This is a genomic window from Streptomyces sp. NPDC058637, assembly GCF_042717325.1.
In the GTDB taxonomy this organism is placed as follows: domain Bacteria; phylum Actinomycetota; class Actinomycetes; order Streptomycetales; family Streptomycetaceae; genus Streptomyces.
The window spans coordinates 1-12,358 of the sequence record NZ_JBHXRD010000064.1; the positions used below are offsets into that span (position 1 = coordinate 1).

The 12,358-nt window shown below is 66.9% G+C and carries 12 protein-coding genes and 2 pseudogenes; 8 read left to right on the forward strand and 6 right to left on the reverse strand.

Going from position 1 to position 12,358, the window contains the following annotated elements:
• The first annotated feature begins 87 nt into the window (after positions 1–87).
• The 4 genes and pseudogenes from ACFWVP_RS34575 to ACFWVP_RS34590 form a co-directional block, all read left to right on the forward strand.
• A complete protein-coding gene (locus ACFWVP_RS34575) occupies positions 88–903 on the forward strand; it encodes an ATP/GTP-binding protein (protein ID WP_384502110.1) in 816 nt (271 codons plus the stop codon).
• 297 nt (positions 904–1,200) lie between these two features.
• Complete coding sequence (locus tag ACFWVP_RS34580) at positions 1,201–1,707, forward strand: hypothetical protein (RefSeq protein WP_384502112.1); 507 nt, start codon at positions 1,201–1,203, stop codon at positions 1,705–1,707.
• The gene (locus ACFWVP_RS34585; RefSeq protein ID WP_384502114.1) at positions 1,704–2,339 is read left to right on the forward strand and encodes a hypothetical protein; all 636 of its coding nucleotides are present in this window, start codon (positions 1,704–1,706) and stop codon (positions 2,337–2,339) included. The genes ACFWVP_RS34580 and ACFWVP_RS34585 overlap by 4 nt, the downstream gene beginning before the upstream one ends.
• A gap of 213 nt (positions 2,340–2,552) precedes the next feature.
• Positions 2,553–2,885 (forward strand): annotated as a pseudogene (locus ACFWVP_RS34590) (transposase); the annotation flags it as partial.
• A gap of 14 nt (positions 2,886–2,899) precedes the next feature.
• Here ACFWVP_RS34590 and ACFWVP_RS34595 read toward each other — a convergent pair.
• Together ACFWVP_RS34595 and ACFWVP_RS34600 are read right to left on the reverse strand one after the other, a co-directional pair.
• Entirely contained in the window at positions 2,900–3,556 is a 657-nt protein-coding gene (locus tag ACFWVP_RS34595; protein WP_384502116.1) for a hypothetical protein, read from the reverse strand.
• Positions 3,557–3,905: 349 nt separating this feature from the next.
• Positions 3,906–4,745, reverse strand: coding sequence for a DUF6461 domain-containing protein (locus ACFWVP_RS34600; RefSeq protein WP_384502117.1), 840 nt, complete (start codon positions 4,743–4,745; stop codon positions 3,906–3,908).
• A 709-nt stretch (positions 4,746–5,454) separates the two neighbouring features.
• Here ACFWVP_RS34600 and ACFWVP_RS34605 point away from each other — a divergent pair.
• Positions 5,455–5,892: a hypothetical protein gene (locus tag ACFWVP_RS34605; protein ID WP_384502119.1), complete on the forward strand. Its 438-nt coding sequence runs from the start codon at positions 5,455–5,457 to the stop codon at positions 5,890–5,892.
• A 504-nt stretch (positions 5,893–6,396) separates the two neighbouring features.
• Here ACFWVP_RS34605 and ACFWVP_RS34610 read toward each other — a convergent pair.
• Both ACFWVP_RS34610 and ACFWVP_RS34615 read right to left on the reverse strand, forming a co-directional pair.
• The gene (locus ACFWVP_RS34610) at positions 6,397–6,870 is read right to left on the reverse strand and encodes a carbohydrate-binding protein (protein WP_384502128.1); all 474 of its coding nucleotides are present in this window, start codon (positions 6,868–6,870) and stop codon (positions 6,397–6,399) included.
• Between the two features lie 334 nt (positions 6,871–7,204).
• The gene (locus ACFWVP_RS34615) at positions 7,205–8,422 is read right to left on the reverse strand and encodes a low temperature requirement protein A (protein ID WP_384502130.1); all 1,218 of its coding nucleotides are present in this window, start codon (positions 8,420–8,422) and stop codon (positions 7,205–7,207) included.
• Between the two features lie 151 nt (positions 8,423–8,573).
• Here ACFWVP_RS34615 and ACFWVP_RS34620 point away from each other — a divergent pair.
• Positions 8,574–9,646 (forward strand): annotated as a pseudogene (locus tag ACFWVP_RS34620) (polyprenyl synthetase family protein).
• On the opposite strand, the gene ACFWVP_RS34625 reads toward ACFWVP_RS34620, so the two are convergent.
• Entirely contained in the window at positions 9,630–10,322 is a 693-nt protein-coding gene (locus tag ACFWVP_RS34625; RefSeq protein ID WP_384502121.1) for an FAD-dependent oxidoreductase, read from the reverse strand. The pseudogene ACFWVP_RS34620 and the gene ACFWVP_RS34625 sit on opposite strands and share 17 nt — an antisense overlap.
• Positions 10,323–10,435: 113 nt before the next feature.
• Between ACFWVP_RS34625 and ACFWVP_RS34630 the strand changes: the two genes are divergently transcribed.
• Together ACFWVP_RS34630 and ACFWVP_RS34635 are read left to right on the forward strand one after the other, a co-directional pair.
• Positions 10,436–11,053 carry a hypothetical protein gene (locus ACFWVP_RS34630; protein ID WP_384502123.1) on the forward strand — a complete coding sequence of 206 codons (618 nt, stop codon included), beginning with the start codon at positions 10,436–10,438 and terminating at the stop codon, positions 11,051–11,053.
• Between the two features lie 631 nt (positions 11,054–11,684).
• Positions 11,685–12,002: a hypothetical protein gene (locus ACFWVP_RS34635; protein ID WP_384502124.1), complete on the forward strand. Its 318-nt coding sequence runs from the start codon at positions 11,685–11,687 to the stop codon at positions 12,000–12,002.
• 89 nt (positions 12,003–12,091) lie between these two features.
• On the opposite strand, the gene ACFWVP_RS34640 is transcribed toward ACFWVP_RS34635, so the two are convergent.
• Positions 12,092–12,358 (reverse strand): hypothetical protein (locus tag ACFWVP_RS34640; protein ID WP_384502126.1); only part of this gene is annotated, 267 nt, incomplete at its 5' end.

Here is a 12,358-nt window from a genome sequence, read left to right on the forward strand (position 1 = left end):
CCCACCCGCCCCGCCGCAACATCCCAACCCCACCCCGCGCGGGGTGGAGCTATCGTCGCCCAACCGCTCCACCGCGACGGTGGAGCGATGGGACGACGATCGGTGGATGGTGACCGCGTACAAGCCGGACGGGTCGCGCTCGTGCTGAGCCGCACGGCGACGACGGCGGCCTCCGTGGTCCTGGCCGGCGTCCACGTCCCGGCCGCGCACGGGGACGGCGGGCAGGCGGGCGGGATCTGCGAGGGCACGGCGCTGACCATCACCGTCTGCGCCTCGGGCAGCGGCGCCGCGCCCGGCGCGGCGGGCGGCACTGCCCGACCCGCCGTTACGTCCGGCGGGCCGTCGACGCCGTCGTGTACGTACACCCGGCTCAATCCCCAGCCCCCCGCCGAAAATCTGTTCTGGAAGGGCCACGACCGGTCAGAGAAGGGCGAGGTCTACGGAGTCAACTGCCCCGGCCAGCAGGGGGCACGGACGGTCTGGATCGCGGACGGCCAAGCCCCGGACACAGCCCCGGTCATCGACCCCGAGACGGTCGCGCGGAAGGCGGCGGCCTCGATGCGCCTGGAGGGCCCGAAGGTGGCCAGCCCCCGCGCCGCGGGGACGTACGTGATCGGGATGCCGATGTGGATGTGGGTGACCCCGTCCGCGTCGACGTTCGGGCCGGTGTCTGCCTCCGCGACGGCCGGGAGCGTCACCGCGACGGCCAAGGTCGCCCGGGTGCGGTGGGTGATGGGCGACGGCGCCACCGTCACCTGCCACGGCCCCGGCACCCCGTACAGGAAGTCGAGGGAGGTCACCGAGTCGCCGGACTGCGGCCACCTGTACGAACGGCCCTCCTACTTGGCTGCTGCCTGTTCGTTTCGAACCAGTCGGACCACGCCTCCAGGTCCCAGTGCATGACTTCGCCCAGGGCGCGGGCCGGGGGATGCCCGTTGCTCTCGCGCTCCCGCCACAGCGTGCCCAGGCTTCTTCGGCTGTAGCCGCTGTGCTCGATCAGATCCTCGCGGGTGGCGAACGGGCGACCGTCAATGGTCTGCACGCTGGGTATGCTCCTGATGTTTCCGATCGTGACTACGATGCAGTTGTTCGGTTGTGGGCTTGTTGAGGGCCCTCGGTGGCTGGACACGGGCGCGGAAGCTGCCCAAGGGCGTGGTGGTGCCCGACGGCGGGCGGGACGTCGTGTACTCGGACACCATCGTGACCTACCAGGACGAGTGGACCGACTACTCAACCGGCGCGAACGTCCGTAAGGTCACCAAGGACCAGACACTGACGTTCACCTACACCTATGCCGCCATGTATACGGCGATAAAGCAGTTTGCCGACAAGTGGGGTTGGGCGGCGTCGGTGAAGGCAAGTTCAGAGGTGAGTCTCCCCCTGGTCGCCAGCGCCGAGGCCGAAGTCGCCCTGGGCCTGAATGGCGACTACACCTGGACCAACTCCGACACGAAGACCAACACGTCCACAGCAGCCGAGGCCAGCAGCATGGAGCTCAAGAACGGAGAGAGGTTTGGCTACGTGCCGTCCGGCTACCTCACGCGGTACAAGACCACGTACACCCATCTGGACGGCCACACTTCGACCAAAGCCTGGGGTACGTTCGACGTACATACATGGCAGGGCAATGAGTTCACCCAATCACCACCCAACAAGGTGAAACTCGACGTAATCATGTGCAACAAGATGGGAACGTGCGGCCGATGACCCGGGACACAAGACGGAAGATGTGTCTGCTGGTGGCCGTCGCCTCGTCGCTGCTGCTAGCGGGCTGCGGTCCGCAGTCGGCCGGGCAGGTTCCGGCCGGTTCTGTCTCGCCCTCCGCGGGCGGGACTCCGACCGGGCAACCCGACCGCGCCCGGCTGGAGGCAATGTTCGAAGAGCAAGCCCGCCAGTCCGAAGCGGCTCCGACGAAAGAGGGGCTGAGTTTGGCGCAGCAGGCCGGAAACAGCGCCTCATACGTCTGGGAGACGACGACCGGCAAAGTCTGCTTCGGACAGGCTTCCTCCGGTGCGGCGCAGGAGATCGCGTGCATTGCTGGGCGGGATGCGATGCCGCAGGAGAAGGACTCGCGTATCACAGCGCTCTTCGGCCCCGGCATGGGCTTCACGGAGTCGTACGTCGTCTTCGCCGCAGAGCCGGGCCTGATGGTTGAGTCCATTACGTACCGCGACAGGAAAGTGTCCTGGCGCCTCGTCAGAAAGCTGAGCGCAGAGCGAACAGGGCCGACCATCTACTACGTCACCCTGCCCGACGGTCACAAGGGCTGGATCAACGTGACTTTGGAGCAGGCCGACGGGCAGCTGACGCCGGACCGACTGCAGGTCACCCTCTTTTGAGGCTGGTCTCCACCCCGCCCGACCAGTCTTGAACGGCTGAGGACCGCGCTCCGACGGGACATCCGTCAGGGCGCGGTCCCTTTCCATGCACTGACACCGGATGGCTGTCAGGCGACATGCGCCGGGTCATGCTCCAGCTCCACCGCGCGCGCTCTCAACGTTCAAAGAGATCAGCACGACGAAGGCGCCCCCAGAAAGCTCTACCAGCGCGGTGTTGGCCGGCCGCTGCCGGGCAACCGGAACGATTGCAAGGCGTGGGAGGAATCGGGGGCCAAGGCAGCGGTCGGCCGGACGACCGTGATAGCTGATGGCGGTTATCCGGGGACCGGGTTGATCATGCCGCACCGCCGCACTCAGGGCGAGGAACTGCCCGGCTGGAAGCGGGAGCACAACCGGTCACACAAGCAGGTCCGTGCACGAGTGGAGCACGTCTTTGCCCGGATGAAGACCTGGAAGATCCTCCGCGACTGCCGGCTCAAGGGCGACGGCGTCCACCACGCCATGCGCGGCATCGCCCGCCTGCACAATCTCAACCTGGCTGGATAGGACCATGGCCGAACTCAGGCAGTTCCCTCACCCGCGTCCGCCAGCGGGTGCGGCGTGTGCCGCGGCCACTGCGCGCCTACCTGTTCCACAACAGCGGCCCGGAACGCTTCCAAAAGGATGCATCCGGGATACGTCCCGAACGCTCCGTACTTCCAGCGGTAGTAGCACGACCAGTAGCTCACCACGCGCCGCTCCGTGCGTGCGAAGAAGGCCGGATTCCGAGCGATGAACTCCCCGTAGAGTCGGCGCTGGGTTGAGCCCAGGACCGCGAGCCCGGGCAGCCCCCGGCCGATCGACTCAATGATCTCCAGCACGTATTCGCCGGCCAACTGCACCACGAACGGGACCACCCACGGCTCACCCGACGCCGCAATCTGCTCGAGGTGCCGCTGGCGGACCCGGCCATCGTGGTGCCGGGAGTACAGGCAGCGCAAAATCATCTGCTGGCTTCCGGACAGAGGCCGCTCATAGTCGACGCACGGCTCCTCGTTGTAGAGGTGATAGGGGATGGCGACGATCTCGCCCTGCACCTCGACCTCGAAGGGCGTCATCGGCGCGAGCCTGGCCTCCGGCATGACCGCCAGGACCCTCTGCACGTCACCGGCAAGACGGGTCGGAAACGCTGCCACCAGGGCATAGGCGACGTTCGACGGATCCCGAGGCAGCTGCACAACAGGAGGATAAGCGGCGAACCTCTCGGTCTCTCAACCGCCTGCCTCAACGTTGCGGGACAGCCCTTAGCGCGGCTACTCGGACCAGGCCACAGCCTGCCAGACCCCCGACACGGCACGCAGCCACCCCGCCGAACGACCGCGCCGAGCAGAGTTGGAACCTTCGGAACTGTGGTTTTCCAACCGAAGCGTCGCTGGAATTGGCTTCCTTGCTTCCGCGGTGAGACCGGCTGTCCCGTCTCAAGCGACCCGCTCCAATCTCACGGAAGCTGATCCAATACGGGCCCACGTCTCAGGGAACCTGCTCTGCGACTGGCCACCGTCGGACGAACCTCTGCTGTGGTGGCATCTACAGCTCGGTATCACGGGCTCGGTCTTTCAGGACTCCGCTGGTGTGGAACGTGCCAATGGCGACGCCACCCCGGAGGCGTGTCTGGCGTTCCCACCACTGGGGGTCAGTGGCCCGCTGGCAGTCGTCGCGAAGGCCAGCCGGGATCAGGCGCAGGCGTTCGTCGGGGAGAGGTCTGCCGTCAGCTGCGGCCCACGCAGAGATCTCCTCGAAGTCAGGGTCCGGTGAGCCCATGATCGCGTACACGGGAAGGGGGGCTTCGGCGAGTACGGTGCGGGGCAAGGAGAGGCCGAAGCGTTCCTCGAAGATGGCCAGGCCAAGGCGTTTGCGATCGGCGTAGTCATCGATGTCTGGATCGCAGTAGCTCTCTCCGTCGGGGTGCAGGATTCCGGCGGCCACGAGGTCGGACAAGAGCAGGTCAGGCTCCTGGCCATAGCGGTGGCGCTCCTCGCACAGCCCAAATCCGCAGACGATGCGACCGTCGCGTGCGTACATGACTGTGGTGGGCGGGTGCTCCGAGTTGTAGTGGTGGTGGACGGCTTCCACACCGTCGCGTGAGATCTCCTCCAATCGGTCGAGGTAGGGGCCGTATGTGATGGCGAACGTCCAGCCTGCGTGCTCGCCGATGCGGACCACGGCGCTGCTCGGCCCCCGGTCGGGGTATGCGTCGATGTCAAGGTCGATTATCTCGGCGTCGGTCATCGGTTCCGCCCTCGCCCCGCGCGGCGCCCCCATGCGATGCGCCAGTTCCTCGGCGTCTATACCGCGGGCGAAGTGCACATCCAGCATCCACCCGGAACTGGTCGTCGCGCCGACCATCCACTGAATACCGTCGCTCACGTGCTCTCCCCTTTGGAAACGGACAGGCCCCTGCTTGTTCGTGATGACCTTAGGACGGCCCTCTGACATCTCAGCCATCCCTTGGCCTTTTCCTGCATCCGCTCGACATTCGTTGGCAGGAGCGACAGGCCGGTGCTGTGCTCGTAGCCGTCGAGCTGGGGGCTATCGGCTTCCCAGCTCTCGCCACCAGCGGCGGCCATGGCCGACACCGCGCCACGAAACAGATCGGCCGGAGCGGAGCAGATTCGGTGAGACGAGTGACGAGAAAGAACGGTGCGGAGCAGCTCCGATGAGACGGCAGCGAACCGGGCCGTCTCAGTGGACGTTAAGTCCGCTTCCCCGATCCTCGCCGGGTCGATCCGTACCCCCCGCCAGGCCCGGGACCTCCTCGGCAATCCGGCCCTGACCGTTCACGACAACCCAGGGGCCCTCATGATGTGCGTCTACGACCGGGAACGAGCACTGTGCCATCGGCTGGAACCCGTCGACGCTCCGCGACTGGACCGGTGCCAGCCGACATGCGCGAACGTCGCGCGCACCGACCATCACGCAGAACTGCTGCTCCAGCGGGCGCGAGGCCTGGAGAAGCAGGCTGGTCGGACGCCGTACCCGGCCCGCTGGCCGACCGGCTGGCACGCCACGCCGGTCACCTTCGGACTCTGGCCGAACGTCACGCCCACGACCGCATTCACACCCAGGAGCCCACACCATGAGTCCAGTTCCAGACGAACGAGAACGCATCCGAACGGCCATGGCCCGGATCCTGGAGGACAAGTCCGAGCACTCAAGCGGGGCATTGACAATCGTTGCGCTCGCAGCCGAGGCCGGAGTCCCACGCAACGCATTGACCCAGCGCCATACGGATCTCAGGAACGAGTTCTACGCCAGGGTCCGCGCACGCGGGGACGCGCCGGACAACGAGAAGCGTCTGCGCCGACAGATCAGACGTCTCAAGGAGCTCAGAGCCTCGGACGCCAAGGAGATCAACCAACTCAAGGCCGATATCGAAGCGCTTGTCGGCGTCCTGCACCAGTCGACCACCGAGAACCGGTTGCTGCGTCAGCAGTTGACCGACAATTCTGCAGTGGTCAGACAGTTCCCCACGCAACCGCCCGGATGCGACCTCGTCAGCCTGGCCGCCCGGTGACTCGTGACACCTCAACGGCCTGGGTAACCGTGTCGCCGCCAAACCTGTGCGCATATGAACACGGATAGGGGATTGCTCCTGCGGGCCGATGAGATCGTCCAGAGGGCGGCCACGACTCCAAGTGGGGGCGGTGCTTGTACTGGATCGACATCCGGTCGCGCTCCACTCTGCGGACTGGGTGTGGGGCCGTCCGGTGGCGACCCCCGAGGCTGTCGGACCGGCATGGTGGTTGGGCCGCTGGTCCGGCAGCCCCACCACCGGGCCCGCGCGCAGATCGCCAAGCACGAAGACCCCGACCGTTCGAGGAGGTCAGGGACCTTCGGCGCCAGGGAAACCGACGCGGCTCCGAGGCCGCGCAGGAATCGGAGCCGCGGACCGCGCAGGACCCAATGCGAGGGTCCAGCCCCGTGCACGCGTCGAGGTCGAGGCGGAAGCCTCTGGACAGGGCCTCAGGCTCGGCTTGCAGGCGGCTAGGCGGCTGTCGACCTTGACCAATGCCTCGGTTTAGGCGCGCTTCCACAGGGTCACGGCAGCGGTAGGGGCCCAGCTGACGTTCGAGGTATGTCGTTGGAGGCAGTGGTAGATGTTGCCCCTGTAGAGCACTGCGTCGCCGACCTCGTAGGAGGTGCTGTTGGAATCCCATTCAGGTACGGCATGGCCCCCTCCGTTGGTACGAACGGAGGCGACGTCGGAGGGGACGGAGAATTCGCCCGAGGCGTCGGTGGACGCGATGAAGTACCTGTACTCCGTGTCAGGAGTGAGGCTGCTGTCGGTGAAGGTCGTCTCGGAGCGCCGGGAGATCTCCAGCCCATCGCGGAAGACGACGTACTGGACGTCGACGGAGTCGCTGGCAGGCCTCCAAGCCAGCTTGATCTGCGTATCGGTGACATCTGTCGCGTGCAGGTGGTACCGGGGGGTGCAGTTCCATTTTTGCTCCCGGAGAGTGGCAGACCCAACTGCAGTATCAGCAGACGTAATCTATGAGCTCGAGATCAGCCCATCACCCAAAGCACGAAAAATGTACCCGCGGCCCGCTGGGCCACGCGGTGTCATCGGGTAGATCCGTGACCAGCCCTGCAAGCGGATTCACCGCGAGATAGACAGGGCCCCAAGTCGCGAGCGCCGTCGGTGCTTCCGTTCGCCGAGCTCGTCCCTTCGGCCTGCCGACCGATGGGACAAGGCAGAGCAAGCCGACCTCCACGCTCCTCACTACGGACCGGGGAGAGTCCGGCCATTCGATGCAGCCGTGAGGGGTGGGGCCTGTTCCGCCCATACTGTGCGCGTTGATGGTCCGGTGAAGATGGCGCTCTGCTTACTGCGTATCAAGTTCTAGCAGCATCTTCTGCTGATGGCGGTGTCCGATCGTCTCGTAGCCGACCACGGTGACGAACGGCGCGAGCATGACGACCAGCAGGCATACCGCGATGTCCACGCCGGCGGCGGCCAGGAGGACTGCCGTGAGCAGTACGGCGATGGTGAGGGCGACCAGAAGGATGTGGAAGCGGTCGGCCGTGGACAGCAGCAGGGTGTGCAGGAGGTAGATCATGAGCATGTAGAGGCCGACCGGGAGTGCGAGGGCGAGGACGACGGCGGTGCCGGAGATCTTGGCGTGATGTTCCATGTACAGGCCCGCGACGTGGAGCCCGGCGCCGGCTGCGGCGATGCCGATGAACAAGGGGATGTGGCCGTAGCCGAATAGGTATCCGCGCTTGCGCCGGTGTACCAGGATGTGGCCGAACGGCGTCAGGAAGTACATCCACCACATACCGAAGGTCAGGCCCACACCAGCGATGACCACGGCGATGGCGTTCCAGGTCCACTGAGTGCCGTCCCCGCCGCCCAGGAGATCACCGGACGAGGCGACTGTACCGACGACGCCCTCGCCGAGGACGATGATCGCGAAGAGTCCGTACCGTTCGGCGACGTGGTGCGGGTGCCAGGGCGTGTCACCCGAGGAGCCCTGCGCAAGCACCGGCAGGGCGATTTCGAGGGCGCCCAGGACGGCAAAGGCAACGAAGACGACGGCGATCGGCATGTGGACGAAGGCCACGACGATCCACCCGGCCTGGACGATCAGCGTCCAGCGGATGTTGGCCATACAGGCGTCGTGGAATGACGGGGCCTCCCGGGCGGCGCGCCACCACTGGAACACCATCGCGATCCGCATCACGACGTAGCCGATGACCATGGCGCGTAGTTCGAGGTGGCCGCCCTCCTCGACGGAGTGGAACATGGCGGGCAGGCCGAGCGAGAACACAACGACGCCGGCCATCTGCAGCATCGTCACGACCCGGTAGAGCCAGTCGTCGGTGGCGAACGCAGAAGCGAACCAGCTGAAGCTGATCCAGGCGACGCTGATCGCGAACATCGCCAGCACGAACGCGATGACCGCCTGGCCGGCATGCCCTTCGGCGACCATCTCGGCGAACTGGAACGCCGCCGTGCCGACAGCGACCACGAAGGTCAGGTCGAACAACAGCTCCAGCGGCGAGGCCGTCCGTCCGTGCTCTTCCGGGTCACGGCCGGTCATGGGGACCAGCCGTCGCGACAGTCCGAGCTTGCCGGACGTCCTGGCGGGTCGGGGTTCATTCATGTGCAGCAGTATTTCTGACGCCTCTCGTGCCCGCCCGACCGCGCTGCCGGGGCAGCGGCGACGATATGTACCGGCCGGGCCCACCATGATGGAGCCTTGGAGGAATCCTGCCCGCCGACAGCCGGGGCAGAGAGGCGCGTGGTTTCGTGTGGAGCTGACGATAGGGGGCTTGACGGTGGGCGTGGTCGATGAGGTATTGCGCAGCGCGGGCGATGCTTGCGAAGGGCAGCTGCGACGGTGGGTGGGGTCACTTCAGGGGCCCGCTGCTGAGGTGGCTGCCTATCAGTTCGGCTGGTCGGGGGAGGGGGCACGGCAGGGCGGTAAGTACGTTCGTGCTGCCCTGACTCTGGCGTGTGCGCGTGCGGTGGGAGGTGTGGACCGGCGGGCGGTGCCGGCGGCCGCGGCGGTGGAGATGGTGCACAACCTGTCGCTGCTCTACGACGATGTTCTGGACGGTGACACGGTGCGGCCGCGTGGCAGGTCTTCGGCCCGTCGTCCGCAGCCCGGTCGGCGGACGCCATGATGCTGACCGCGTTCGACGTCCTGTCGGAAGCCGACGGGCAGGACGGGCCTGTGGCTCGTGAGGCGTCGGCCGCCCTGGTGGACGTGCTGATCCAACTGGCCGTCGGCGAGAGCTTGGACCTGGTCTTCGAAGGCCGGACTGAGGTGACCTTGGCGGAGTGTCTGGAGATGGTCGCGGGCAAGACCGCCTCGCTGTTCGCTTGCGCCTGCCGGCTGGGTGCCCTCTACGGAGGCGCCGAACCGGCCGTCTCCGTCCAGTGGGCAGAGTTCGGGCACGACCTCGGTATGGCCTTCCAGCTCGTGGACGACCTGCTCGGTATCTGGGGCGACCCGGCGGTGACCGGAAAGCCCGTCTTCAACGACCTGAAGAACCGTAAGATGTCGGTACCCGTGGTCGCCGCGCTGACGTCCGGGACCCCGGCCGGCGACGAACTCGCCCGCCTCTACGCGCAGCCCGGGGACGATACCGCCGACCTCGCCCGCCTGGTCGAGGAGGCGGGCGGGCGGGCCTGGACAAGCGACCGCGCCGCCCAGCACGCGACAGCCGCACGCGACCGGCTGCACCGCCTCACAGCACTACCCGAAGCTCTCGAAGACCTCGAAGCGCTCTGCACGGTCGTGATCAGACGCGTGCACTGACCTTCCACGGCGGCAGCCCGTCCATGATGTGCGCCCGCCCCTGACCGAACAGCTCGGCGTCCACCTCCTTGAGCCTGCGCAGTTCCCCGGGCTGGTGCAGGGCGTGCACGGCCGCGGGAACCCCGGCACCACCGGCCGCCTCCAGCAGGGCGTTCACGGCGAGGCGGGCGGCCTGGTTCGCGCCTTCCATCGTCGCCAGGTTCACCGGGGAGCGCACGTAGTCCCCGGCCATGAACAAGTTCGCCGCCGCCGTCACCGCCCGCGGGCGCGCCGCCCAGGAACCGGTGGTGTTGATCAGCAGCGGCTCGTCGTTGACGGCCGGCCCCGGCCCGTCAAGGTTCCGCACTGCCGGATCCAGCTCCCACGAGTGCAGCAACCCCTCGTGCAGGCGGGTTCGACCAGCTCCGTTGAGCCCGTCGCACAGCTGCGCCCAGACCTCGGCCGCGATTTGCGCCCGGCTGCACTCGCGGGCCGGTTTGCCATACAGGATGCCCGGGGTGTCCCAGGAGGAGATGTCCACCGACAAGCAGTCGGCCACCGTCCCGTCCCCGTAGGTGGCCGGGAAGTCGCAGTCCCAGAACTGGGCCTGGCTGATCGAGGTGAGCGCCCAGGGCGAGTCCAGGAACAGGACGTGGCCGTGAGTGACGGGCACCGGCTGGGTCAGGTAGAACTGCATGCCGACCAAACCTGGAGATCCGCGATCACCTTTCCCCGCAGACCCGTCACATCCTGCGGGTCGACGTCGAGATGCCGCGGAGGCACAGGGGCGACCCAGACGACGCGCCCACGATGGCGCTGGCAGAGTTCCTTGCCCCCTGCGTCATCGTCACTCAGGACAGTGTCTTCTCCCGCTTCGGAGTCGCTGTCATCGACTGGATCCCCGTCGTCCAGAACGTGATGCGCATAGCCGGCTTGGAGGCCACCGCCGCGAACGCGCTGACGGTCATGGACTGGGCGCTGCGCCTGCTCGGTACGGGCGCCCACAGCATGGTCGCCCTCGCCCGGAGCAATCCGCTGGCCGCGGCCGCATCCGTGAGCGCGCTGCTGTGGTGGTGCTACCGAAAGGGCTACCTGACGCGTGACAACTGGCGGCGACGCATTTCCCAGGCAGGCAAGGCGGCAACACCACTTCTGGAACTGGCGAACGCCGGGATGACCGAGCACCGGACGCTCAGCAACGCCCTTTTGGTGATCCAGCCCCCGCCCTACCCCACCACCGAGCAGCTCGCAGCCCGGCACCTCGCGCGCTGCGGCCGGCCCCTGACCCCCGACGAACTGCGCGACGCGCTCACCTGGCGCGGCCACACCGTCTCCGCCGCGCAGCTGAAGCGGGACATGGCCGCCCACGCCGCGTTCGTCCGGGCCCCAGGTGATCTATGGGTCATCGGGCGACCGGCACATAAGTGACGAGCTGGGACACGCAGCGCTGTCATGAAGCCGCAGGAGGGAGGCGTCCGGAGACCCAGGCCCTACACGCACACCAGTGCGATGCCACAGCTCGGAACCCTCAGGCATCGCACCTTAGTGCGTGTAGGGCCTGCTGGGGTGGTGCCGCTAACCCCAGACAGCGAAAGACCCCGGACTGCGCGGCGCCCTGGGGTTCTTCTGGCCAGTCCCCCCGCCCTGCTCACCAGTTGTCAGGTGCGCTGCCTACCCACGCGATAGGCCAACCTCGCCGTGGCGGCCCCAGTGCGGTTCCTCCATCGATGTTTGTTGCCCGTCGGGCCCCACGCAGATCCGCCTCCAGCGCCCATGCTTGCCTCCACAGAGCCTGGTGAAGCCGTCCGCGTTGGTCCCCCCGGCCTGGTCGTAGCGGTCCTGGAAGGGCTGAGACGGGCGCGCAACTCCTGCCCGAGCTCTGTCTCCGCCACCCGTTCCCGTGCCGATTGCACCGCCGGATCGCCCAGCAGGCTTGACAGGTCTGTCTACCGGAATAGCTTGTCCTGCGGGTGGCTCGACGAGCCGGAAGATGACCAAGTGGTGCGCGGAAGGCCTCAGCCTGTGGCAACCTACATTCCGTTATTAGGGGGATCATCCGTTGACCGAATACCTGTGCACCGCATGCCCACTCCAGGCTGACAGTCTCGAAGAACTGCACCGCCACTCACTGGAGACCGGCCATGTCGGCATCAGCCGGAGCGAGGCCCCACCAGCTGGAGGCAAACTCTCCAAGCTCACCAAACATCTGGTAGTAACTCAGGGTGTGACCCTTGCCGCCCTTGGAGCTTCCATCTCGGCGTGCACGTACCTGTACGCCAGGTGGCAGAGTGCAGAGGCGGAGAACGCCTACCTGAAATCACCCAGCGGCGCAGGCCGCAACCTCAAGAGCCATGACAAGAGCCGTGACAAGGAATGAGCTGAGTGCGGGTGATGCCTGCGTCGTTGATCGGCGAATCCGCAGCGCAGCGCTGACCGGCTGCGGCCCCGCGTCCTGTCCGCGCGCGGTCAGGACGCCGCTCGTTCCGCCTTGGCCCATTCCAGCCCGAGGCCGGCCAACGTGGCGAGCTTGTCGGCGGTGAGCTTGCCCCGGCGGCTCTTGCTGTTCGATACGAACACCCCGAGCTTCACGACGTACTCCTGGCCGACGACCACGATCCGCTCATCGTGGCTGCGCAGCCCTTGGAGGACGGCTACCAGGGGGCGGAAGCTGGCGCTGGCGACCATGTCGGTGGGGTCCTCGTTCGGCTCCAGGAACACCGGCACGATGATTCT